General features: G+C 68.5%; 27 protein-coding genes. 16 read left to right on the top strand and 11 right to left on the bottom strand.

Going from position 1 to position 20,705, the window contains the following annotated elements:
* The first annotated feature begins 118 nt into the window (after positions 1–118).
* Together ABDZ81_RS16590 and ABDZ81_RS16585 are read left to right on the top strand one after the other, a co-directional pair.
* Positions 119–394 carry a DUF7577 domain-containing protein gene (locus ABDZ81_RS16590; protein WP_343775238.1) on the top strand — a complete coding sequence of 92 codons (276 nt, stop codon included), beginning with the start codon at positions 119–121 and terminating at the stop codon, positions 392–394.
* A 388-nt stretch (positions 395–782) separates the two neighbouring features.
* Positions 783–2,258 (top strand): sodium:solute symporter family protein, encoded by a 1,476-nt coding sequence (locus ABDZ81_RS16585; protein ID WP_343775237.1) that lies wholly within the window; start codon positions 783–785, stop codon positions 2,256–2,258.
* Positions 2,259–2,275: 17 nt separating this feature from the next.
* Here ABDZ81_RS16585 and ABDZ81_RS16580 read toward each other — a convergent pair whose 3' ends face one another.
* A complete protein-coding gene (locus ABDZ81_RS16580) occupies positions 2,276–3,052 on the bottom strand; it encodes a sulfite exporter TauE/SafE family protein (protein ID WP_343775236.1) in 777 nt (258 codons plus the stop codon).
* Positions 3,053–3,191: 139 nt separating this feature from the next.
* Between ABDZ81_RS16580 and ABDZ81_RS16575 the strand changes: the two genes are divergently transcribed.
* On the top strand, positions 3,192–4,505 hold the full coding sequence (locus tag ABDZ81_RS16575; RefSeq protein WP_343775235.1) for an MFS transporter: 1,314 nt from the start codon (positions 3,192–3,194) through the stop codon (positions 4,503–4,505).
* Between the two features lie 21 nt (positions 4,506–4,526).
* On the opposite strand, the gene ABDZ81_RS16570 is transcribed toward ABDZ81_RS16575, so the two are convergent.
* Together ABDZ81_RS16570 and ABDZ81_RS16565 are read right to left on the bottom strand one after the other, a co-directional pair.
* Positions 4,527–4,955 carry an FAD synthase family protein gene (locus tag ABDZ81_RS16570; protein ID WP_343775234.1) on the bottom strand — a complete coding sequence of 143 codons (429 nt, stop codon included), beginning with the start codon at positions 4,953–4,955 and terminating at the stop codon, positions 4,527–4,529.
* A complete protein-coding gene (locus ABDZ81_RS16565) occupies positions 4,949–5,473 on the bottom strand; it encodes a Mov34/MPN/PAD-1 family protein (protein ID WP_343775233.1) in 525 nt (174 codons plus the stop codon). Before ABDZ81_RS16565 ends, ABDZ81_RS16570 begins: the two co-directional genes overlap by 7 nt.
* 210 nt (positions 5,474–5,683) lie before the next feature.
* On the opposite strand from ABDZ81_RS16565, the gene ABDZ81_RS16560 reads away from it, so the two are divergent.
* The 3 genes from ABDZ81_RS16560 (at position 5,684) to ABDZ81_RS16550 (ending at position 7,755) form a co-directional block, all read left to right on the top strand.
* Entirely contained in the window at positions 5,684–6,925 is a 1,242-nt protein-coding gene (locus ABDZ81_RS16560) for a hypothetical protein (protein ID WP_343775232.1), read from the top strand.
* Positions 6,925–7,152, top strand: coding sequence for a DUF8119 family protein (locus tag ABDZ81_RS16555; RefSeq protein ID WP_343775231.1), 228 nt, complete (start codon positions 6,925–6,927; stop codon positions 7,150–7,152). Before ABDZ81_RS16560 ends, ABDZ81_RS16555 begins: the two co-directional genes overlap by 1 nt.
* Positions 7,153–7,407: 255 nt before the next feature.
* The gene (locus tag ABDZ81_RS16550) at positions 7,408–7,755 is read left to right on the top strand and encodes a hypothetical protein (protein ID WP_343775327.1); all 348 of its coding nucleotides are present in this window, start codon (positions 7,408–7,410) and stop codon (positions 7,753–7,755) included.
* A 36-nt stretch (positions 7,756–7,791) separates the two neighbouring features.
* Here ABDZ81_RS16550 and ABDZ81_RS16545 read toward each other — a convergent pair whose 3' ends face one another.
* The 5 genes from ABDZ81_RS16545 to ABDZ81_RS16525 all read right to left on the bottom strand — a co-directional run bounded on the left by ABDZ81_RS16545 (position 7,792) and on the right by ABDZ81_RS16525 (position 11,547).
* Positions 7,792–8,970, bottom strand: coding sequence for an NAD(P)/FAD-dependent oxidoreductase (locus ABDZ81_RS16545; protein WP_343775229.1), 1,179 nt, complete (start codon positions 8,968–8,970; stop codon positions 7,792–7,794).
* Between the two features lie 74 nt (positions 8,971–9,044).
* Entirely contained in the window at positions 9,045–9,491 is a 447-nt protein-coding gene (locus ABDZ81_RS16540; protein ID WP_343775227.1) for an SRPBCC family protein, read from the bottom strand.
* 99 nt (positions 9,492–9,590) lie between these two features.
* Positions 9,591–10,574 (bottom strand): phosphomevalonate decarboxylase MvaD, encoded by a 984-nt coding sequence (mvaD, locus tag ABDZ81_RS16535; protein WP_343775225.1) that lies wholly within the window; start codon positions 10,572–10,574, stop codon positions 9,591–9,593.
* 138 nt (positions 10,575–10,712) lie between these two features.
* Entirely contained in the window at positions 10,713–11,006 is a 294-nt protein-coding gene (locus ABDZ81_RS16530) for a hypothetical protein (protein ID WP_343775223.1), read from the bottom strand.
* 7 nt (positions 11,007–11,013) lie between these two features.
* Positions 11,014–11,547 (bottom strand): DoxX family membrane protein, encoded by a 534-nt coding sequence (locus tag ABDZ81_RS16525; protein WP_343775221.1) that lies wholly within the window; start codon positions 11,545–11,547, stop codon positions 11,014–11,016.
* A gap of 335 nt (positions 11,548–11,882) precedes the next feature.
* Here ABDZ81_RS16525 and nth point away from each other — a divergent pair, with 335 nt between their 5' ends.
* Together nth and ABDZ81_RS16515 are read left to right on the top strand one after the other, a co-directional pair.
* Positions 11,883–12,566 carry an endonuclease III gene (gene nth / locus ABDZ81_RS16520; RefSeq protein ID WP_343775219.1) on the top strand — a complete coding sequence of 228 codons (684 nt, stop codon included), beginning with the start codon at positions 11,883–11,885 and terminating at the stop codon, positions 12,564–12,566.
* 280 nt (positions 12,567–12,846) lie between these two features.
* Positions 12,847–13,122 (top strand): hypothetical protein, encoded by a 276-nt coding sequence (locus tag ABDZ81_RS16515; protein WP_343775217.1) that lies wholly within the window; start codon positions 12,847–12,849, stop codon positions 13,120–13,122.
* Between the two features lie 18 nt (positions 13,123–13,140).
* Here the strand turns inward: ABDZ81_RS16515 and ABDZ81_RS16510 are convergent, their stop codons facing one another.
* Entirely contained in the window at positions 13,141–13,635 is a 495-nt protein-coding gene (locus ABDZ81_RS16510) for a DUF7321 family protein (RefSeq protein ID WP_343775216.1), read from the bottom strand.
* A gap of 155 nt (positions 13,636–13,790) precedes the next feature.
* On the opposite strand from ABDZ81_RS16510, the gene ABDZ81_RS16505 reads away from it, so the two are divergent.
* The 8 genes from ABDZ81_RS16505 to ABDZ81_RS16470 are packed head-to-tail and all read left to right on the top strand — an operon-like array spanning position 13,791 to position 18,855.
* Positions 13,791–14,675, top strand: coding sequence for a DUF7319 domain-containing protein (locus ABDZ81_RS16505; protein WP_343775215.1), 885 nt, complete (start codon positions 13,791–13,793; stop codon positions 14,673–14,675).
* Between the two features lie 59 nt (positions 14,676–14,734).
* Positions 14,735–15,412: a plastocyanin/azurin family copper-binding protein gene (locus tag ABDZ81_RS16500; protein WP_343775213.1), complete on the top strand. Its 678-nt coding sequence runs from the start codon at positions 14,735–14,737 to the stop codon at positions 15,410–15,412.
* Between the two features lie 3 nt (positions 15,413–15,415).
* Positions 15,416–15,811 carry a DUF7318 family protein gene (locus ABDZ81_RS16495; protein WP_343775211.1) on the top strand — a complete coding sequence of 132 codons (396 nt, stop codon included), beginning with the start codon at positions 15,416–15,418 and terminating at the stop codon, positions 15,809–15,811.
* A 1-nt stretch (position 15,812) separates the two neighbouring features.
* Positions 15,813–16,679 (top strand): ubiquinol-cytochrome c reductase iron-sulfur subunit, encoded by an 867-nt coding sequence (locus ABDZ81_RS16490; RefSeq protein ID WP_343775209.1) that lies wholly within the window; start codon positions 15,813–15,815, stop codon positions 16,677–16,679.
* A 2-nt stretch (positions 16,680–16,681) separates the two neighbouring features.
* Complete coding sequence (locus ABDZ81_RS16485) at positions 16,682–17,488, top strand: cytochrome b (protein ID WP_343775207.1); 807 nt, start codon at positions 16,682–16,684, stop codon at positions 17,486–17,488.
* A 4-nt stretch (positions 17,489–17,492) separates the two neighbouring features.
* Complete coding sequence (locus ABDZ81_RS16480) at positions 17,493–18,269, top strand: cytochrome b family protein (protein ID WP_343775206.1); 777 nt, start codon at positions 17,493–17,495, stop codon at positions 18,267–18,269.
* Positions 18,270–18,278: 9 nt separating this feature from the next.
* On the top strand, positions 18,279–18,593 hold the full coding sequence (locus tag ABDZ81_RS16475) for a DUF7315 family membrane protein (protein ID WP_343775204.1): 315 nt from the start codon (positions 18,279–18,281) through the stop codon (positions 18,591–18,593).
* On the top strand, positions 18,586–18,855 hold the full coding sequence (locus ABDZ81_RS16470) for a DUF7314 family protein (protein ID WP_343775202.1): 270 nt from the start codon (positions 18,586–18,588) through the stop codon (positions 18,853–18,855). The genes ABDZ81_RS16475 and ABDZ81_RS16470 overlap by 8 nt, the downstream gene beginning before the upstream one ends.
* A gap of 503 nt (positions 18,856–19,358) precedes the next feature.
* Here the strand turns inward: ABDZ81_RS16470 and ABDZ81_RS16465 are convergent.
* On the bottom strand, positions 19,359–19,799 hold the full coding sequence (locus ABDZ81_RS16465) for a DUF7313 family protein (protein WP_343775201.1): 441 nt from the start codon (positions 19,797–19,799) through the stop codon (positions 19,359–19,361).
* Positions 19,800–19,937: 138 nt separating this feature from the next.
* The gene (locus tag ABDZ81_RS16460; protein WP_343775200.1) at positions 19,938–20,699 is read right to left on the bottom strand and encodes an NAD(+)/NADH kinase; all 762 of its coding nucleotides are present in this window, start codon (positions 20,697–20,699) and stop codon (positions 19,938–19,940) included.
* Positions 20,700–20,705: the final 6 nt, after the last annotated feature.

Raw genomic sequence — 20,705 nt, 5'->3', positions numbered from 1 at the left:
CTAATCGCTCCCGGCCGGGACCCCGCGACCGGTCGACATTCGCTCGCGATACCCGGCGCTCGTCCGCGAACCGACGCGATGAGAAAGGTTCAAGAGCGCGGACGAGCGCTCCCCGAACATGGACGGAGCGCTGATGGGAGCAGGGTTCTTTCTGCTGGTGCTGGCCGGCAACTCGCTTCTGCGCTCGGACGAACGCGTCGAGGTGACGAAGGGCGTCGACGAACTGACCCGACCCGCGGATCTCCGCGCACAGTTACACCCCGCGGTCCGCGACGTCGTGCGCGAGGTTACGGCGCACCACGAGCGGGCGGACGGGCAGTGCGATTCCTGCGGCGCCGAAAACGAGCCGTTCGCCACCTACTGCCGCTCGTGCGCCGCTCGACTGGGGCCCTGAACGGCTCCGCAAGTCGGCCTCGCGATCGGCCGTTCCACCGCGTTCGCGGTCCCGCTCCTTCTCCGTTCGTTCCCGTTAGAGAGCGTCGCCCGCGCAGAGAACCGCCGCGCCATCGAACCGGGCGCCGGAGAACGTGCTCTCGACCGGGGACCGTCGACGTCGCCCGCCGGAGCGCCGCGGCGACGGAGGCGGCGTGAATCCGAAGCCGAATCTAGGCAAACTAAACTTAAGATAGCTATCTGTTTCCTAATTGTCGGCATCAGAGTATACGTGTCAATGTGATTTATGCCGAAAAATGCGACATCTGAACACGTTATGCGGTGCCACATCGATCGATTGGGAACGGAGTCGGACTCGCCCGCGGACTGCGTGAGATCGAGGTGGATCTATGGTTGACCTGCAAGACCCGCTCATCCTCGCGATGGCCGGCTACTTCCTGCTGACGCTGATCGTCGGCGTCTGGTACGGCCGCGGCGCCGGCGACGGGTACGTGCAGTTCACGCTGGCCGGCCGGGACCTGAGCCTGCCGGTGTACATGATGACCTACTTCGCCACGTTCGCCGGCGGCGGACTGACGATGGGCATCGCCCAGCGGGCGTTCATCGAGGGGATCAGCGCCCAGTGGTACGCGATGACCCAGGGGCTGGCGTGGATGACGATGACGATCTTCATCGGGTACATCTACACGTTCGAGGTCGTCAGCGTCCCCGAGCTCCTCGGCCGGGTGTACGGCGAGTACACGAAGTACTTCGCCGGCGCGTTCACGGTGATGGGCCAGGTCGCGCTGACGGCCGGCCAGACCATCGGTATGGCGTCGGTGCTCTCGGTCGTGCTGGACGTCGACCTCTCGATCGCGTTCTGGGTGAGCGTCGCCGTGTTCGTCAGCCTGACCGCGTACGGGGGGATGAACACCGTCGCGTACACCGACACGCTGCACGGCGTCATCATCATCCTGGGGATGGCGATCGCGATCCCGGCGGCGGTGATGAACGTCGGCGGCGTGGGAGCGATCACCGCCGAGGCGCCCCAGGGCCACACGAACTGGTTCGGCGTCGGACTGATCCAGATCGGCACCTGGTACCTGATGTACATCACCGTCGCGGGCGCCCAGCAACAGATGCTCCAGCGCACGTGGTCGGCGGGGAGCCGGAAGATCGCGATGATGGGGACGTTCCTCGCGGGCGCCGTCATCACCGGTTACGGCGTCCTCACCGCCACCGCGGGGATGATCGCCAACACGCAGGGCGCCGAGATCGAGTCGGGAATGGCGTTCGCGTGGACGATCACCAACACGCTCCCCGACGCGGTCGCCGGCCTGCTGCTGGCCGCCGCCGTCTCGTCGGTCATCACGGGTGCGGACTCGTTTCTGCTGGCGGGCGCGACGAGTTTCATCAACGATCTCTACCTCCCGCTCCGCGGGGGCCAGGATGAACTCTCCGACGATCACCTCGTGCTCGTCACGCGGCTGACGATCATCGGCTTCGGCGTCGGCGCCGCCCTGATCGCGCTCAGCGGCATCGAGATCATCGTGATCAACACCCTCGGCATGGGAATCATGTCGGTGCTGTTCGCGGGGCTAGTGATGATGCTGTGGGACGGGACGGTCCGCGAGTCGGGCCTCCCCGCGTTCGTCGTCGGCGGCGTCGTGTTCGTCATCTGGGAGTTCTACCTGGGATCCCCCGAGTTCTTCGGACAGGGGCGGGTCGAACCCGCCGTTCCCGCGACGGCCGCGGCGATACTGACGATCGTCGTGGTGAGTCTCCTCTACGACGGCGAGCGATTCGACACCGACGAGGTCCGCAGAATCGCGAGCCGCGACATGGATCGGCTCACCGCCGAGGAGATCCGGGCCGACGACGACTGATCGCCCCGGTTCGGGGGCTACACCATCAGGTACGCTCCGACCGGGAGCAACACGACGCCGAGGGCCGCTTTCAGTCGCTCGGGATCGACGCGGTGGGCGATCACCCACCCGGCGATCGCTCCGATAGCGAGCGGGACGCCGACGATCAGCGCGTACACCGGCGAGACCGCGCCGTAGCTGAGATAGCCGAGTCCGGCGAACCCGGAGATGAAGATGGCCTGCACCTGCGCGACGCCGACGGCCAGCAGCACGGGCGTTCCGAGGACGACCAGCGCCGGCACCGCGAGGACCGGTCCGCCGACACCGACGAGCCCCGCCGCGGCGCCGAGCCCGAGGCCCAGCGCGCCGAGGAGGAGCCGGTCGCGGCCGCGGTGCGCGTCGACGGCCACGACCGGCTCGAGGTCGCGACGCTGGCGGTACAGCAGCGTGGCGCCCGTCGCGGCCGCGACGCCGCCCAGCAGCACGCCGAACAGCTCCCGCGATACGGCGGCGTTCAGGCGAGCGCCGGCTAGCGCACCAAGCACGCTCGTCGCGCTGAGTATCGCCGCCAGCGCCCGGCCCTCTCCGCCGAGCAGTTCTCCCGACCGCGCGTAGCCGACGGCGCCCACGACCCCGACGCCGACGAACGTGACGTGGGCCGTTCCGGCGACCTCGGCGGACGACAGCGGCGTCAGCGCGTACAGTGCGATCGTGGCGAAGATGCCGCCCGGCCCGATCGTGGTGCAGCCGACGCCGGACGCCAGCGCGACCGCGACCAGAACGACCAGCAAGCCGAGCGGCGGTACCTGAGTCACCGTACCGATAATTGGCACCTCCGGCGTGATCAACCCGCGGCGTCGCGCCGCATCGACGCCGTTCGAGGACCGGCCGGCGCCGTCGATCCGCGAACCGGTGTGGTTTTTCCGGTTCGCCGACGAGGCACGCCTACGCTCGATGTCCCGCCTCCCGTCGCTGCGCCGACTCGGTCGGTTCGACGTTCTCGTCCTGACGTCGCTGCTGTGGTTTCTCGCCAAGTTCCTGCGCTATGCGTTCCCGCCGCTGTTCGGCTCGCTCCAGACGGTCTACGGCGTCTCGAACGCCACCCTCGGGACCGCCTTCACCGGGTTCATGCTGGCCTACGCAGCGATGCAGTTTCCCGCTGGCCTACTCGCAGATCGGTTCGGCTCGGTCCGCGTGATCACGGCCGGCGCGCTCGTCGCGATCGGCGCCGCACTCGTGGTGGTCGTCGATTCGCCCTTCGCCGTTCTCGTGCTCGCGATGGTCGTCATGGGCGCGGGGACGGGCGTCCACAAGACCGTCGCCGTCGAGTTGCTCTCCCGGACCTACCCCGCCCGGACGGGCCGCGCGCTGGGGATCTTCGACACGTTCGGGACGTTCGGCGGCGTCGTCGCGCCGGCCGGCGTGGTCCTGTTTGCGGGGCTGCCGGGCGTGTTCGGCGCCGGCTGGCGGACGCTGTTTCTGGTCGCCGCCGGCTGCGGGCTCGCGGCGACCGCGCTGTTCGCGGTGCGGACGCCGACGCGTCTCGGGAGCGACGCGGGGGACGCCGCTGCGGAACGTGGTGACGCGGGGGATGCCGGTGCGGAACGTGGCGACGCGGGGGACGCCGCTGCTGGGAGTGCCAACCCCGATGGTGGGGATGCTGCCGACGGCGCCGCGCTTCCCGACGATATCCGACGGTACGCCGGCCTGTTCCGCGACCGCCGGTTCGCCGCGTTCGTCGCGGTGACGATCCTCTTTTCGTTCACGTACAACGGGCTGGTCGCGTTCCTGCCGCTGTATCTCACCGCCGAAGCCGGCGTGAGCGAGGCGACCGCGGGCGCGCTCTACAGCGCGCTGTTCGCGGTGTCGCTCGTCCAGATGGTCTCGGGCGAGGCCAGCGACCGCCTCGGCGCTCTGCCCGTGATCGTCGCCGCGCTCTCCCTGTCGACGGCGTCGCTGCTCGCCCTGTTGACGCTGTCGGGTGCCGTTGGGGCGCTCGGAATCGGCGCCGCGGTGATCTCGCTCGGCCTCGGCTCCCACGCGTTTCGCCCGGTCCGGGGTGCCTACCTGATGGCGATCGTTCCCGACTCGATGGCCGGTGGCGGGTTCGGCGCGGTCCGCGCGCTGTTGATGGGCGCCGGCGCGATCTCGCCGGCGATCGTCGGGTATCTCTCGGAGGCCGCCGACTTCCGGGTCGCGTTCGGGTTGCTCGGCGCGACGCTCGTCGCGGCGACGGCGCTGGCGGCGCTGCTGTGGATATTCGATTGACGGCGCGAAAATCGGCGAAACCTACTCGCGCTCTTCGAGAATCCGGTCGATGATCCGGCCCGTCGAGAGCAACTCCCCCTCGAACTCGGGGTCGCGCGCCGACGCCCGGCGCACCTCGCAGTCGATGCCGCGCCGGTCCAGTTCCTCGGCGATGGCGTCGTCGTCGTGGTGCTGGTCGTGGCCCAGCGCGATCACGTCGGGATCGATCTCCTCGATCGGCGCGAAGATGTCCTCGGGGTGGCCGATGCGGGCGACGTCGACCATTTCCAGGGCGTCGACCATCGCGACGCGCTGGCGATCGGGCAGGATCGGCGGTTCCTTGTGGGTGACGTTCGCGCGCCGCGCGACGATCACGACGAGCCGGTCGCCCATCGCGGCGGCGTCCCGCAGGTAGTGGACGTGGCCCGGATGCAGGATGTCGAACGTCCCCTGCGCGACGACCGTCACCATCCTCGCCCTCCGTCGTACTCCTCGTCGCGCAGCTCCTCGTCGATGTCGTGCTGGTCGAAGTGGAAGAACTCCTCGGCGTCCGGCAGCTCGACGTCGATCACCTCCAGCTCGCGGGGCTCGCCCTGCGGGTCGAACGCCTGCCAGTCCTCGCGGCCGTACGGCGCGCCGATGATGATGTGAGCGTCGCCGCGGTTGAACGTCCCCAGGTCCTCCTGGCTCGGCCGGAGGACGCCGTTGGGATGGGAGTGAACCGACCCGAGCGAGTGCCTGTCGTTGGGAACCATGTTCGTCTTGACCGTCGCGCTGACGCTGTTCGACTCGGTGCCCGGGATGACGAGCACGTCCGTGATCACCATCCCGTCCCGGCCGAGCCCCAGCTCGCCCGCCTCGGTCCCCCGCAGCATACCCATGTACTCGTTCGGGTGGGTGTCTTCGGAGGCCTGCAGCGCGAACTCCAGGGTCTCCTCGGCGATGCCGAGGACGTCGTTCGACCGGAACAGCGAATCGAACAGGCCCATGCCATACACTCGCCGGGTCGCGATGCTAAACGTTCCGGAAGCGGGCCCGAGCTATTTTGCTGCTAGGTTGATGAGCGGGGGCGTGGTAGTCCGGCGTATCGGGGGTCAGAGTGGCCGTGCAGAGAGGGCGACGCGGACCAGGGGGATCGCGCGCACGAACGATCGGTTCGGCGAGCCGAGACGCCGAACTCCGATACGGAGCGACCGACCGTGAGTGACGACGACCGCACGACGACGAGCGACGACCGCACGACGACGAGTGACGACGGCCGCGTTACAACGCGGAGACAGCTCCTGCGAGCCGCGGTCAACGGCAGCGTGGCGACGGGGATCGCGGCGCTGTCGCCGATCGACGACGTGCTCGCCGCCGGCGACGACGCCGTCACGATCACCTACGCGTACGCTCGCGAGGACCCGGCCGACCCGGCGACGCTGCGCCCGCGGACGAAGACGGTCCCTGGCGACTGGTACCGCGCGGTCGCCGGCGCGTTCGACGTCCACGACCGGCTCGTCGACGTCGACGTTCCGGGACTGCTCGGGAGCGCAGTCGTGCCGGGGAGCTACGACGCGCCGATGGCGTCGATCGCGGTCGACGTGCTGCCCGACGCCGAGTCGGTGCTGACCGATGGGGTCCCCGAACTGCTCCGGAGCGTCGAGTTCGTCACCAACGTCGTCGAAGGGCTCGATCCGCCGGGCGACGCGAATGCGGACGAAACCATCGAATACGTCGACCGGCTGCCCCTGCCGAACGTCCCCGGCGGCGTCCCCTGCGGCCACGGCGACTCGCTCGGCACGCTCTCGCCCTCGCTGTTCGACGAGGACGGGCGGCGCTACTTCGTCACGTCGAACCACCTGTTCGGGAAGACTGACGAGGCGGCCGAGACGTCTGAGGAATCGTCCGACGGTTCGGAGGGGTCGGAGCAGTCGTCCGACGGATCGGACGAACACTCCGACAAATCGTTGCTGGTGTACGTCGACGAGGAGTCCGAGCGGGTGGCGGGCCGCGTCGACGACCGGTTCCCGAAGCAGGACTTCGTTCTGGCGCGTCCGACCGACGAGCTGCGGCCGACGAACGCCGTCGCGGCGCCCGGCCCCTCGACCGTCGCGGGACAGTTCACCCGGATCGGCCTGGCAGACCTCGCGGCGCGCGGCGAGCCGCTGCGGAAGGTCGGCGCACGGACGGGCTTCACCGAGGGGCAGATCCACGGCGTCGACGGCGTCACCTGCTACGCGGGCGACCGGTGTCGGAGGGGTCAGCTCCGCTGGGGCAGCGAGTCGACGTTCGACGACGGCGACAGCGGCTCGGTCAACTTCCGGCCCGATCCCGAGCGGCCGGACGAGCGGGTCCTCGTCGGCGCGCTCAACAACGCCCGGACGTGGTGGCCGGGACAGAACTTCACCTGGGGGACCGCCGCGTACCAGATGACCGCGGTCAACGGCGTCCGCTTCTGATGGCGGGCGACGACGGCGCGGCGCGCGGCCTCGTCGGCTTTCTCGCGGCCAACCGCCGCCGGATCCTCGTCGACGTCCTCGCGATCGCGGTCTGGGTGGTGCTGCTGCTCGGCGTCGTCACGCGACTGGGCTGGCCGCGCTGGGTGTACTACCCGCTGGCGTTCGCCGGCGCGGTCGCGTACACGTTCGCGGTCGGCTCGTGGCGTCGGCCCGGAGAGGGCGAGTGACCGTTCGGCTGGGCGGACTCCGGGGTGGGACCGCCCGCTCGCAGCGGCGTCTCGTCCGCGAAAAATATCAACTGACGGTATCAATCGGCTGCGTCGATTCCCGAACCGGGTGCCGAGATAACCCACCCTTACGACAGTCCCCCGGCCGATAGGCGACGTATAGCTAACAGGTCTGACGCGGAAGGGCCGAGCATGGTACTCGACTCTGTCGTCGCGTCCGTGGTCAGTCTGCAAGCCGGCGGGTTCGAGGGCTCCATCCTCGCGTCGATCGTCGTGTTCGTGGTGAGCCTGCTGATCGGCGGCCTGGGCATCTACGTGGGCGCGAAGGTGATCGTCGACGTCGAGGACTACACGTACGCGATCGGCACGGCGCTGATCGGCGGGCTGCTCTGGGGGATCATCGAGTTCTTCGTCCCGCTGATCGGCGGCATCCTCGCCTTTATCGCGTACCTGTGGATCGTCAACCGCCGCTACCCCGGCGGCTGGATCGAGGCGATCCTGATCACGCTGGTCGCGTGGCTCGCGGTGGTCGTCGTGTTCATCGTGCTCTCGCTGCTGATCCCCGGCATCGAGGGCATCGGCGCCTACGGCGTCCCGACGTGACGCCGCAGCGAGCCGTTGCCGTCCAGCTCCGATCGCTCACCGGTCGGTCGTCCAGCCGAGCTCGTCGTACACCAGATCGAGCGCCCGGTCGGTCTCTCCGACGGAACCGAGATACCCCCCGCCGGTCCCCGCTTTCGCCGCTTTCGCGGCGCGCCCGGTCAGCACGGCCGGCCCGATCTGGGCCACGGCGCCGTCGCCGACGCTGACGACCCAGCCGGCGGCGTCGAAGCTGAACTGCTCCGCTCGCGGCGGAAACAGCGCTTCGCCCGTCTCCCCGCTCTCACGCTCGCGCTCGTGCTCGACGAGGCGGACGACGCTCTCGGCGACGGCCCTGGCCTCCCGGACCGCGGCCTGCGCGCTCGCTGGTACCGGCTCGCCGTCGGCGTCGACGACGCGCGCGGCGTCGCCCAGCACGAACGTCCGCTCGGCGATGCGCAGGTCGCCCCGGACGCTCGGACGCTCGCCGTCGAGCGCGGCGGGGCCGGCGATGCCGCCGGTCCAGACGAACTGCTCGCACGCGAGCTCCTCGCCGCCGGCCAGCGCGACCGACTCCTCGCTCGCGCTCTCGACGACGGCGTCGGTGCGGACGCGGACGCCCCGATCGCGCAGCGCCCGCTCGATGGCGTCCTGAAACGCGGCGTCGAACCCGGGCGCGACGGCCGATTTCTGTTCGAGCAGCAGGAGCTCGGGCCCGGCGTCGACGCTCCCGAGTTCCTCCCGGGCGAGCGCGGCGAGTTCGCCGGCGACCTGCACGCCCGACAGCCCCGCGCCGCCCACGATAATCCGGCCGTCGGGCCGCTCCAGCGCGTCGAGGTAGTCGGCCCGGATCGCCTCGGCGTCGGGCAGGCGCTTGAGCGGCTGGCCGTGCTCGGCGACGCCCGGAAGCCCGTAATCCGCCGTCTCCGCGCCGAGACACACCGCGCAGACGTCGTACTCGATCCGATCGCCGTCCGCGAGGCTGACGACCCGCTCGTCGGCGTCGATCCCGGTCACCGCGGCGGTCTCGACGTCGGCGCGGTAGGTCACGTCGGACAGCGGGATCGAGATCTCGTCGACGATCGCGGGGCGCCGGATCGCGCGGTGGAGCTCGTGCTGGACGAGGTGCTCGCCGGTGTCGTCGACGAGCAGGAGCTCGACGTCGTCCGGCAGTCGGTCTTCGAGGCGCCTGGTGAGCGCGACGCCGGCGTAGCCGCCGCCGAGGACGAGGACTCGCATACGTCACCGTTCGGCGCTGCGGAGAAAAACCTGTCCGCGAGCGGTTCGGGTCTCGTCGTGCCGGCCGCCGCCGATCAGGCCTTCACCGGCGCCTTGCGCTCGACGCGGCGCTTCAGCGCCGCGTTCATCGCGTCGAAGCCGCGCTGGATCGCGCCTTCGCGGAGCAAGAGCGGCACGAGGACGCCCCCGAACACCTCGTGCTGGCGGAACCGGGTCCGCTCGCCGTCGGCCAGCGGCTCCAGGTGAAACGAGTGACGTCCGTCGAACAGGTGGGGGAGCCCGACCCGACCGAGCCACGCGAGCCGCCGCGGTTCCTCCACGACCGTAACTTTCGGTGTGAAGGTGAACTCTCTCGCGCCGGGCGGTTCGATCTTGATCGTCAGGCGGTGGCCGACGCGCGCCTCGCCGCTCGCCCGCGGGATAAACGGGTTCCACTCGACGTACTCCTCGAAGTCGATCAGCTCCTCCCAGACCCGCTCGGGCGGGGCGTCGATCTCAATCGCCGACTCGATCGTCCGCATCGCGTAGAACGCCGACGCCGGGAGAAAAGTACGACGGGGGTCGCGAACGGCGGTGCCACGCCGTCGGGAGCGATCGGTCGACCTCGCGCTCGCCGCCGCTCAGAACAGCGCCTCGTCCTCGTCGAGGATCCGCGCCGGACCGCCGACTTCCCAGATCGCCGTCTCGACGCCGCAGTTCTCGACGACCTCGGCGACGCGCTCGGCGTGCTCGTCCGGCGTATTGACGTAGACGCTCGCGCCCGTGTCGGTCGAGAAGTACGCCGGGATCCCCTCCTCGTCGCGGAGCTTCCGGACGGCGTCGAAGATCTTCAGCGTCGCGGGCTTCCAGTACACCCAGCCGGCGGGGCCGGTCATCGTCGTCGCCGCGAGCGACAGCGAGTCGTGCTCGGCGAGCTCGAACGTGTCCTCGAAGTCGCCCTCGCGGAGCGAGTCCCGCATCGACTGGATCTGCTCGTGCATGTGGGCCATCCGGGCCTGGAACATGTGGCTGTCCGCGGCTTCCTGATGAGCCTGCTCGGTCTCCTTGTACGCCGGGACGAGCCCGACGACGATCTTCATGTCGTCCTCGAGGTCGGTCTCGATGCGCTCTGAGCGGCAGTCCTCGTCGTTCATGCCCGCGTAGAGGTGGGAGTACGCGCCGGTCACCGCCCGCGCGGCCGACGCCGACCCGCGCCGGGCGATCGTCGAGATCTCGGGGCGCGTCCAGTCGAGTTCGGCGGCCTTCGCCAGCGCCATCGCCGCCGCGGCGAATCCCGACGCCGACGACCCCAGCCCGACGTTCGTCGGGAAGCTGTTCTCGCTCTCCAGGCGGACGCCGTACACCGAGTGGGCGGCGTCGGACTGCGAGCGGACGTGCTCGACGACCCGCTCGACGCGCTCGGCGGCCCGTCCCTCCAGCTCCTCGCCGTCGACGACGTAGACGTCCTCCTCGCGGTCGAAGTCGAACTCGACGGTCGTCTTCGTGTGGCTCGGCGCCGTGCAGACGCTGATGCTGTCGTGGTAGGGCAGCCGCATCTGCTCGTCGCGCATGCCGTGGTACTTCACGAGCCCTTGGATCGGGTGGGCCATCGCGGTGGCTTTCATACCACCATGGCGTAGTGATTCGCGCTTAAATGTGCCGGATGTTCCGGTCCGCGGCGGATGGCTTCCGTCAGCGCGCGGAAAACGAGGTACGTCGTCAGTCGGAGGTGCGCGGTCGATCGGCTGCTCGCTACCGGGTCGTCACCGCGCCTGTCGGGCGTCGGCGCGATCGATGCCGCCGTCGGGCGTCGTCGCGGGGCCGAGCTTGTACAGCGCGTAGGCCAGCCAGACCAGCAGCCCCAGCAGCACCAGCCCGATCCGCAGATCGACCGGGATCAGCGGCGTCGCGACGGTCGTGCCCTCCTCGACGACGGGCGCGGCCGGCGCGTCGGCGAGCGTGTTGATCAGTCCGAGCACGACGGTCCCCAGCAGGATGGGGATACCGCCGCCGAGCATGGCGATTCTGTCGGCCGTGGTGAGTTCGGTTTCGGTCATTGTCGTGTTAGATCATGTAGCGCAGCCACGCGTTGTTCTCGGCGAACTCGGTCTCGACGAGCCAGCCGTCGATGCCCATGACCCGTCCCGCGGCGAACACGATCAGGGTCACGAACAGCAGCAGACCCATCAGGTCGCCGTTTACCAGGCCGTTGGCGAACCCGGCGTTCCCGACGTAGAAGAACACCATCAGGAACGTCCCGAAGAACGCGGCCAGCCGGGTCAGGCAGCCCACCAGCAGGCCGAGCCCGATCAGCGTCTCGCCCATCGGGATCATCAGGTTCGGCAGCCACGCGGCGTTCTGGGCGAACCAGTTGGTGATCGGGTGGATCAGCGTCCCCTCGGTGGCGTACTGCATCCAGCCGGTCGCGTCCATCATCAGGCCGCCCTCCATCAGCTTCGTGATCCCGGCGTGGAACATCCAGTAGCCGGTGAGCAGCCGTAGCATTACCATCCAGTAGCCGCCCCATCCGCCGTCGACGTCGAGCGCGAGCCCGCGGCCGAACAGGTCGCCCCCGGCGCGCTCAGTGTTGGTTGCCATCTGTGTCACCTCACATCTACAGGTTGGACGGTTGGATACCTAAACCCCGAAACCGGTTCCCAGGTGATGAAAAACGCGGCTAACGGGCCCCGAGCGTCGACGGAGCGGCGGTTTCGGACCGCCGGTCCGCACGGAGCAGCCGCTATCGGAGTGCGACGGCGTTCCGTCGACGGCCGCCGCCGCGTCGCGTCGTCTGGCCGTTCGTATGGCGGATACTCAAGTAGGTCTGGCCCCGATGATATTCGGGGCGTCTGCCGGCTCCCGTGGACGCCGCCCCTGTCCGTCGTCCGCACCGGAACCGAACGGCTGAAACGACCGCGGTCGCATGCGCAGGTATGGGAACGCCGCTGGACACGCGCGACGCGCAGGCGGAGGAAGTAATCGATCGCCTGATGGAGGAGTACCCCGACAGCACCATCTCGCTGCGGTACTCCAGCCGGCTGGAGCTGCTGATCGCCGTGATCCTCTCCGCGCAGTGCACCGACGAGCGGGTCAACAAGGAAACCGAGCACCTCTTCGAGAAGTACGACGGGGCCGAGGACTACGCCGAGGCCGACGAGGAAGAGCTCGCCGAGGACCTGAACTCGATCACCTACTACAATAGCAAAGCGGACTACATCAAAAGCTCCTGCACCGCGATCGTCGAGGAACACGGCGGCGAGGTGCCCGACACCATGGACGAACTGACCGAGCTCAAGGGGGTCGGCCGCAAGACCGCGAACGTCGTCCTCCAGCACGGCCACGACGTCGTCGAGGGGATCGTCGTCGACACGCACGTCCAGCGCATCTCGCGGCGGCTCGGCCTCACCGAGGAGGAACGCCCCGAGGCGATCGAGCCCGACCTGATGGAGATCGTCCCCGAGAAACACTGGCAGCAGTACACTCACCTCCTGATCGACCACGGGCGCGCGACCTGCACCGCGCGGAACCCCGACTGCGCCGACTGCGTGCTGGCCGACATCTGCCCCTCGGAGAAGGGCGACGGCGACGTCGACCTCGCGAGCGGCGAGGCCTGGTAGGCGCTTTTCGCTCGCGCTCGGTGACCTGATCGCGGCGCGGTTTCGATGCCCGACTCTCGTTCTACCGCGGTAGTGACGGCATCCCGCAGCGGCAGCGTCGTCATCTCGCAGTGTCGCAGTGGCATCCCGGAGCCGCAACGGTGGCATCCTGCAGCGGCGTCAACGGCGTCCGGACGACGGCCGCCGATCTCGGTCTGTCGAGCGACCGCGACGGTCGACCAAGATCCATTGGCCCAGTCCCTTTAGGCGTGGACGACCCATCTTGATGCGGAGGAGACCTATGTCTGACAACGATCCGCGGGAGGCCGAGCACGTCGACGAGGAGAACCCGCACGAACCGGACGTGGATCTCGAAAACGCGGAGGACGAGGAGGATGGCAAACCACAGCAGGCTCGCGACGACGAGGAGCTGACCGAGGAAGAGAAGGAGGCTCGGCAGGACGCCGACGAGCAGGAGGCCGAGGAGACCCGCGACTGGGCCGATGACCACGAGGAGGACGCCCGCGAGCAGGAGAACCCGGACAACCACCGGGACGAGCCGCCGTTCGAGAGCTGACGATCCGGGCCGCCTTTTTCAGGGGAGATAGCGCGCCAGCACCAGGTACTCGTACGCGAACCGGACCATCCCGACGACGTACGCGAGCAGCCAGAACAGCAGGTAGCCAAAGACGCCGATGCGGAGCCGCCAGCGCCAGGCGCTCATGTGCTCGTGGAGTTCGTTGATGTCGACGTCCTCGTCGGGATCCCGGTACAGGTCCGACTGCCACTTCACCTGGAAGATGCGGACGATCCCCGTCAGCGCGACCAGCAGGAGCGCGTACGCCTGCAGCCCGAAGAAGATGTGGACCGCGAGCATCGGCCCCCACTGGTCGAACGCGCGCGGGATCATCCACGCCACCATCGGGACCGTCGTCAGCGCCAGCGCGACCGCGATGTACTTGAGGTGGTGGATCAGCACGTCCCACGTCACCGTCTCGGCGTCGATGACGATCCACGCGCCGTACAGGTACAGCGGGAAGCTCGCGGTCACGAGCACCGCGACGATCGCCGCGGTGAGCATCTCGGCCATCGTCGGGAGTTAGGACAACCGGCGGTTAAAGCACGCGAAACGTTCCCGGTCGGCGGGAACGGTCGCGAGCGTCCCGCTCGCTTTTGCGGGCGGCCGTCACAACTGTTCGACGCCAACCGTCACGCTAACGGGGGCGGCGTTCCTACTCACGCCCAATGAGCGAGTCCTCCGACGAGCGTGTTGGCGACGATCGACCGGAGACGGAGTCCGACGCGGTCGACCCCGAGGAGTCGGAGCCCGATGCGGCCGATCCCGAGGAGTCGGAGGGCCAGTCCGTCGAGGAACTGCGCGCCCAGGTCGAACGGAAGTACGACTTCGATGACTTCGGCCCCGCGGACATGGCCGAGATGTCGGTCGACGAGTGGGAGGCGGCGTTCGACGACGAGAGCTGGGTCACCGGCGAGGAACTGATCTCGCGCATCGAACAGGACCTGCAGCGGCGCGTCACCGAGCGGGAGGTGTTCGCGGTGATCGAGCGCGTGCGCGACGGCGAGGACGAACTCCTGTTGGCGTATTCTGACGCCGACTACGCGCTGATCTACCCCGACGGCACGGTCGAAGGAACCGGAACGGTGCTCCGCGACGTCAAGCCGACCGTCGCGCTGTGCTCGATGCCGGAGTACGAGCCCGACCCGGCGCCGGAGGGCGACTTCCTGCTACCGCATCCCGACGAGGTCCCCGAGCAGAGCGACGAGCGGGGGAACCTGATGCTCCAGTTCGTCGCGGCCGCCCAGTTGCTGGCGGGGCTGGGACTACTCGGCGCGTCGGTGTACTACGTGGCCGTCGGCGGCGCCCAGCCGGGCACCTCGATGATCACCGGCGTCGCCGGGCTGGGATTTCTGGGAATCGCCGTGTTCCTGTTCGTGACCGTCGCGAACGCGCGGCTCTCGGATCGGTTCCGCGCCGAGGAGTACCGCGAGCGGCTCCGCTCCGTCGGCCTCGAGGACGGCGAGCGCCCCGACTTCCTCCCGATCGACGCGTCTGGTGACGCCGACGCCGTCCTCGAACTCGCCGAGACCGGGGACGAACGGTCCGAATAGCCGAACCGAGACGGCGTCATCGGTGGGTTTAAGCGAACTCACCCCTGACCAATTCGTGTATGAACAGGCGGGACTTTATGAAGACGGCCAGCGGCGTTTCCGCTGCCGCAGCGGCCGCAGGCGCCGCGGGCTCGTCCGCCGCGGCTCAGGACGCGCCGGCCCTCCAGGAGGGGGGCAACGAGTCCGGCGGCAATCAGTCCGGCGGCGGGAACGAATCGGGCGCCGGTAACGAGTCGGGCGCGGGGAACCAGTCGGGCGGTGGCGGCGGCACGACACACGAAGTCGTGGTCGGTCCCGGCGGCGACCTCGTGTTCGATCCGGCCGAGGTGACGATCGCGCCGGGCGACACCGTCCGCTGGGTCTGGGACTCGGACAACCACAACATCGCGCCCGGGAGCACCCCCGACGGCGCCGAGTGGGAGGGCCACCCCGAGATCGCCAACTCCGGCACCGAGTACACTCACACGTTCGAGACGACCGGCACGTTCGAGTACGTCTGCGAGCCCCACGTCGCATCGGGCATGGAAGGGTCGGTCGTCGTCCAGGAGGGCGGCGGTGGCGGCGGTGGCGGCGGCGCTGCCGCGGAGTTCGATCCCCACAATATCGGCGTCCCGATGCAGAAGCACTACATCGGGGCCGCCACGTTCCTCGCCATCTTCGCGACCATCGGGTTCACGTTCTACCTGCTGAAGTACGGCGAGTCGGCCAACACCAGCTACCCCAACAAGAAAGACTGAACGATGTCATCCACCGGAAGCACCTACGGCGACATTCACCGCTACGAGCCGCCCCGCGAGAGCACTGCCGCGGCCATCGCCATCGTCCTGCTGACGATCATCGAGATCGTCTTCGTGGGGCTGTTCGCGTACGGCCTCGCCAGCGGCTGGGCGGCGGGCCCGGCCGGCGAGCCCGCGAACATGTTCCTCGGGACGATTCTGGGCCTGATCTTCATCGATCTCGCCTTCATCCTCGCGCTGTACCGCAAGGAGTTCCTCCCGGACGTCATGATCGTCAAGAAGCGGCGTCGCAAGTGGGAGGACCTCTACGTCCGCGAGGAGGACGCCGAGGGCAACGATCTGGGCGGCGACGTAGTCGAACAGTTCAAACGAGCAGTGTACCCCTACTACAAACGATAACATGACAGACAGCGACAAATATCCGGTCGAGTCGGATCGCCGGCGCTTCGTCAAGGGCGTCGTCGGGAGCTCCGCGCTGGCGGGCGTCGGCATCACCTCCGCGGTGACCGCCGACAGCCTGACGACGCCGGCTGGAGCGGGCGGCGGACCGACGCAGTACATGGGCATCGAGCGCGTCGGCGGCCCCGCGCCGCGCGGGATGCCCCAGATCCCGATCGAGATCGACGACGAAGGCGCGCTACGGGGCATCTGGCCCGAGCCCGAAACGGAGGAAACCGCGACCGGGCAGGAGATCCAGGTCGCGGAAACCGAGATCGCCGGGACGACGTACTCGACGACCTGGTTCCAGTACTGCGGTACCCAGACCAGCCCGGCGGTCGAGCCGGATGCAGATCTGGACAATTACCTCCGGTTCGCGGGGACATCGAACTACGACTGGCAGAACGAAGCCGTCTCCGGCGGCGACAAGCTGATGGTCAGTCACTTCGACGACTACCGGGAGTTCACGACCGGCGTCGGCGACGCCGGTCTCGGAAAACCGGCACAGGCGACCTGGCGATCCCAGGAGCTCGAGCCCCGCGACACGCTCGGCGTGCAGGTCATCCGTAGCACCGCGATCGAGGAGGCCGCACAGGACGACGAGTGGCTCGCCGAAACCACCGAGGAAGGCTTCATCGCCTATCTCAACTCCTGTACTCACTACTGCTGTGTCCCGGGCTTCCAGATGCACGAGGGGTCCGCGGGGTACGGCGCAGAGAACCTCAGTTACTGCAACTGCCACCAGTCGGTGTACGATCCGTTCACCGTCCTGCAACAGCAGTTCGTGGCGCTACCGCGACCGTCTGACACGGTCGGAGGGCAGGGATAACGATGAGCCTCGAAAAGAAAGACGACTTCGACCACGAGTCGTGGCTCGAGACCAAGGACCTCTCGGCGATCGAGAAGTCCTACCTGGTCACGCTGATGTGGCTGGACAAGCGGCTCCGGATCGTCGACTACCTGGAGCTGCTGGAGGACATGTACTACAAGATGAACCTCCAGATGCCCAAGAGCCACACCGAGCAGTACGACCTGGACAACAAGTTCTGGTACTGGTACCCGCTGTACTCGCTCGGGTCGCTCTCTATCGTCGCGTACGTGGTACTGGCGATAACGGGCGCGCTACTGGGATTCTACTACGCGCCGGGCACCATCACGGCCGAGGGCGCCGACTACGCGCTCGCGTACGACCAGATGCTGTTCATCCTGGCGGAGCTCAACTTCGGGTACATGCTCCGGAGCATCCACCGCTGGGCGGCCCAGTTCATGATCGCCGGCGTGTTCCTCCACATGCTGCGCGTCTACTTCACGGGCGCGTACAAGGAGCCCCGCGAGCTCAACTGGCTGCTGGGCGTCCTGCTGATCCTGCTGACGCTCCTCTTTGGCTACAGCGGCTACCTCCTGCCGTGGAACCAGCTCGCGCTGTGGGCCGGTACCATCGGCATCGAGATGGCTCGATCCGTCCCGCTGGTCGGCGAGTGGGCGGCCCAGCTGGTCTTCGGCGGGTTCTCGCTCGGACAGCCGACGTTGATGCGAATGTACATCATCCACGTGTTCCTGATGCCGTTCGTCGTGACGGCGCTGATCGCGCTCCACGTCGGCATCGTGTGGATGCAGGGCATCGCCGAACCCCACTAACATCATGACCGACGACGAATCCGAACCCAGAACTGACGGCAGCGGCACTGGCATCGTCCCGCCGGACGACGAGACGCCCACGTGGCGCGAGCGAAAGGAGCGCACGCAGGGGCTCTCCCGGCTGACCTACGAGTACTTCGAGCGGGCCCGCCGCGAGGACCAGGATCTCCGACAGGAGTCCGACTACGTCGAGCGCGACGTGCTGGGCTTCCCGGCCTGGCCCCACGAGACGATCCGCAACCTCTCGATCGTCAGCTTCTTCGTCGGGATCATCATCTTCCTGGCAGCGACGCTCCCGCCCCACCTGGGCGGCGTCGCGGACCCGAGCTCGACGCCCTCGGTCATCCAGCCCGACTGGTACCTCTACTGGTCGTTCGGGCTGCTGAAAACCAATCCGCTGAACCCCGAACTGGCGATCCTCGGCGGACAGAAGCTGATGTCCGACAGCGTGTTCGGCGTCGCCGTCCACGGCCCGATCATCGGGCTGATCGCGCTGGTGCCGTTCCTCAACAAGGGCAACGCCCGCCGTCCCGTCGAGGAGCCGTTCTGGGCGGCGCTGGGCGTCACCGGCGTCCTGCTGTCGTTCACGCTGACGCTGCTCGCCCAGTACAACCTCTTCGCCGGCCAGATGCCGCTGGTGACCACGGGGATGTTCTTCGACCTGTCGTTCATCCTGCCGGTGGTCGGCGGCCTCCTGACCTACGCGGTCCTGAAGGCGATGCAGGAGGGGTACATGTACAACCTCAACCGGCGCTACTACCGGCTGCGGCCGCCGCGGTAGCTCCGCTCGATGGCCTCCTCCGACGACGACTCGGCCGGCGGATCGCTCCGCCGCGAGGTTCCGGTTCCGATGGCCGTCTACAAGGTCGTCATGGTGTTTTCGATGCTGATCGCGATACTGCTGGTAGCCGGCGGGCTCGCCGTCGTCGACACGGCGACCGACCGCGGGACCGCGGAGGTCGACGAAGTCGATCCCGCGGGCGCGCTGGCTGGCGTCGGCCTGGTGCTGGTCGGCGCCGTCGTCTACGTGTTCTCGACGCGGTTCAGGGCCGAGGAAATGGAAAACGATAAAGACGACGCGGACCAAGCCTCGGGTAATGGCTGACGAGTTCATGAAGGGGTTCACGATCTTCAGCGGGGCCGGCCTGCTGTGGATGGTCCTGGCGACGTGGTACCGGACGCCGGAGTTCGACGGCCCGCAGCTGACGGCGCCGGTACCGGAGGACCCGGGCACGTACGACGCGATCGGCATCGTCCTCATGGACGCCATGGTCGCGATGATGGTTCTGGGTCCGATCGTGTTCTGGTTCCTGATCCCCGCCTACCAGCAGGCTCGGGCCGCTTACGCCGATCGCAACGCGGAGTAATCCCGTTTCGCTCTCCTACTCGATTTCTACGACTCGCCGTTTCCGTTCCGATCCCGCTCTCGCGATAGATGTCGAGCCACGGCGCTGCACGCCGCCGGTCGTCGGACGGTGCGTCTCGCGATGGCCGGTCGTTCACGACGGTCTCGCGGCGCGCAGGTATCCGTTCCTCGCTTCGGCGGTGGCTGTCGCCGGGCCGCCGTGGATCGGGATCGTGCTACGTAGATTCGGATTCCTCAGCGATGCGGTGGCCTCGGTCCGGTCCTCGATCGCGAGGCCCTCAGATTCTCGCAGCGAGCACGTTCCGGTCCCCGCCCGCGGACACTCCGTCCCGGTGTCCGGGTTCGACGCCGGGCCCGCGACCGGAGCGTCGAGCGGACTGGCTAGAACAGACTGCCTTTGCGCCGGACGCTCGCCTCGTCGTCGTCGTGGCGCTGTGCGGTTCGAAGCGAAACTATCGGCGGTAGAAGATTAGCGCGTCGGCCCGAGAAAAGATTCGCGCAATCTCAGACGATGTTGCCCCAGAGCGCGGACTGCTCGAGGATCAGGAAGAGGCTCTGGAACAGCGCGTACGCCAGCACGAGCGTCCAGGCCGCCAGCGCGCCCTTCGGGCGGCCGAGCTCTTCTTCCTTGCGGGCCTCGACCTTGCGGGCCTCGAACTCGAAGAAGTCGGTGATAAACACCGTCAGCGCGAGGACGCTCAGGATCGTCCCGGCGTGGAGCGTGATCGTCGTGAAGTAGAACGCGCCGAGCACGAGCAACACGTTCGAGAGGTCGTGGATCGCGTAGCGGTCGATCGCGTCGGCGCCGCCGTCCCGGTACTGGGAGACGTAGTGGCGCTGCGCGAGGAAGCGCGTCACCGCGTTGACCAGCACCAGCACGAGGAACACGTACTCGACGTGGGGCAACAGCACGTCGAGCGGGCCGAACATCGTATCCGGGTTCATACTCGACAGTCTGTGGTTAGGACATTAGTGTTTTTCCAATTGCTCCCCCGTTCGGCCGCCGCCGCGGTCCTCGGACCGCTCGGTCGGACGGCCAGTCACGACCGACGGGAGCGAGTAGTCACGATCGCTGGGGGTCGCTCATGGCCAGTGGGATTTGCTGTGTAGGCCGACCAACACGGACAGCGATCCGTCGACGGCGACCGTCACGGGGGTCCGGGGCGGGACCGTCCGGCATCGCCGGTCGTCGACGAGCAACTCGACCGGCCCCTCGTCGCGTTCGACGGTGAACTCGACGCCGCGCTCGGGATCGAGCACCCAGTGGTCGTGGGTCGTCGCGAACGGGGCGACCGGGACCACGGAGATGCCGGTCCCCGGCGCCAGCACGGGGCCGTCCGCCGCGGCGCCGTACCCGCCCGAGCCAGCCGGCGTCGCCAGCACGACCCCGTCGGCGCGGAAGCGCGCGACGCGCTCGCCGTCCGCTCGAACCGCGTACTCAGAGATCTTCGCCGGCTCCTCGGTGACCAGCATGGCGTCGAACGCGGCCCGTCCCACGCGCTCCCCGCCGACGGTCAGCGCGAGCACCGTTCGTTCCCGAGGTTCGTACTCGCCGTCGATCGCCGCGGGCAGCGCGGCGTCGAGCGCGCTCGCGGGGATCGACCGGACGCCCCGTCCGGCGTCCACGGGCAGGATCGGCACGGCGGCGTTTCGCCGGGCGAACTCCAGCACGCCGCGTTCGCCGCGCGCGACGACGGCGTCGAGCGACCGATCGAGCAGGTCCTCGGCGTCTCCGACGACGGACTCGGCGCCGGCGGCGGCGACGCGCTCGGCGATCGCCGAGGTCCCTGGGGCGCCGCGGCCGTCGGCGTCGTCCGACTCGGCGAGGATCCCGATCGACTCCATGGCCGC

It is taken from the genome of Natronoarchaeum mannanilyticum, from assembly GCF_039522665.1.
Lineage (GTDB): Archaea > Halobacteriota > Halobacteria > Halobacteriales > Natronoarchaeaceae > Natronoarchaeum > Natronoarchaeum mannanilyticum.
Note: the sequence above shows the minus strand (reverse complement) of the source record. Positions and strands in the feature narration are given on the sequence as shown.

Bases quoted from the DNA above. Each gene is read 5' to 3' on its own strand.
- ABDZ81_RS16570 (WP_343775234.1), bottom strand. From the start codon at position 4,955: ATGGTGACGGTCGTCGCGCAGGGGACGTTCGACATCCTGCATCCGGGC.
- ABDZ81_RS16590 (WP_343775238.1), top strand. From the start codon at position 119: ATGGACGGAGCGCTGATGGGAGCAGGGTTCTTTCTGCTGGTGCTGGCC.
- ABDZ81_RS16540 (WP_343775227.1), bottom strand. From the start codon at position 9,491: ATGCGGACGATCGAGTCGGCGATTGAGATCGACGCCCCGCCCGAGCGG.
- ABDZ81_RS16480 (WP_343775206.1), top strand. From the start codon at position 17,493: ATGACCGACGACGAATCCGAACCCAGAACTGACGGCAGCGGCACTGGC.
- ABDZ81_RS16510 (WP_343775216.1), bottom strand. From the start codon at position 13,635: ATGGCCGAGATGCTCACCGCGGCGATCGTCGCGGTGCTCGTGACCGCG.
- mvaD (WP_343775225.1), bottom strand. From the start codon at position 10,574: ATGAAAGCCACCGCGATGGCCCACCCGATCCAAGGGCTCGTGAAGTAC.
- ABDZ81_RS16565 (WP_343775233.1), bottom strand. From the start codon at position 5,473: ATGGGCCTGTTCGATTCGCTGTTCCGGTCGAACGACGTCCTCGGCATC.
- ABDZ81_RS16530 (WP_343775223.1), bottom strand. From the start codon at position 11,006: ATGACCGAAACCGAACTCACCACGGCCGACAGAATCGCCATGCTCGGC.
- ABDZ81_RS16485 (WP_343775207.1), top strand. From the start codon at position 16,682: ATGAGCCTCGAAAAGAAAGACGACTTCGACCACGAGTCGTGGCTCGAG.
- ABDZ81_RS16490 (WP_343775209.1), top strand. From the start codon at position 15,813: ATGACAGACAGCGACAAATATCCGGTCGAGTCGGATCGCCGGCGCTTC.
- ABDZ81_RS16475 (WP_343775204.1), top strand. From the start codon at position 18,279: ATGGCCTCCTCCGACGACGACTCGGCCGGCGGATCGCTCCGCCGCGAG.
- ABDZ81_RS16465 (WP_343775201.1), bottom strand. From the start codon at position 19,799: ATGAACCCGGATACGATGTTCGGCCCGCTCGACGTGCTGTTGCCCCAC.
- ABDZ81_RS16585 (WP_343775237.1), top strand. From the start codon at position 783: ATGGTTGACCTGCAAGACCCGCTCATCCTCGCGATGGCCGGCTACTTC.
- ABDZ81_RS16575 (WP_343775235.1), top strand. From the start codon at position 3,192: ATGTCCCGCCTCCCGTCGCTGCGCCGACTCGGTCGGTTCGACGTTCTC.
- ABDZ81_RS16545 (WP_343775229.1), bottom strand. From the start codon at position 8,970: ATGCGAGTCCTCGTCCTCGGCGGCGGCTACGCCGGCGTCGCGCTCACC.
- ABDZ81_RS16515 (WP_343775217.1), top strand. From the start codon at position 12,847: ATGTCTGACAACGATCCGCGGGAGGCCGAGCACGTCGACGAGGAGAAC.
- ABDZ81_RS16555 (WP_343775231.1), top strand. From the start codon at position 6,925: ATGGCGGGCGACGACGGCGCGGCGCGCGGCCTCGTCGGCTTTCTCGCG.
- ABDZ81_RS16470 (WP_343775202.1), top strand. From the start codon at position 18,586: ATGGCTGACGAGTTCATGAAGGGGTTCACGATCTTCAGCGGGGCCGGC.
- nth (WP_343775219.1), top strand. From the start codon at position 11,883: ATGGGAACGCCGCTGGACACGCGCGACGCGCAGGCGGAGGAAGTAATC.
- ABDZ81_RS16460 (WP_343775200.1), bottom strand. From the start codon at position 20,699: ATGGAGTCGATCGGGATCCTCGCCGAGTCGGACGACGCCGACGGCCGC.
- ABDZ81_RS16495 (WP_343775211.1), top strand. From the start codon at position 15,416: ATGTCATCCACCGGAAGCACCTACGGCGACATTCACCGCTACGAGCCG.
- ABDZ81_RS16500 (WP_343775213.1), top strand. From the start codon at position 14,735: ATGAACAGGCGGGACTTTATGAAGACGGCCAGCGGCGTTTCCGCTGCC.
- ABDZ81_RS16505 (WP_343775215.1), top strand. From the start codon at position 13,791: ATGAGCGAGTCCTCCGACGAGCGTGTTGGCGACGATCGACCGGAGACG.
- ABDZ81_RS16525 (WP_343775221.1), bottom strand. From the start codon at position 11,547: ATGGCAACCAACACTGAGCGCGCCGGGGGCGACCTGTTCGGCCGCGGG.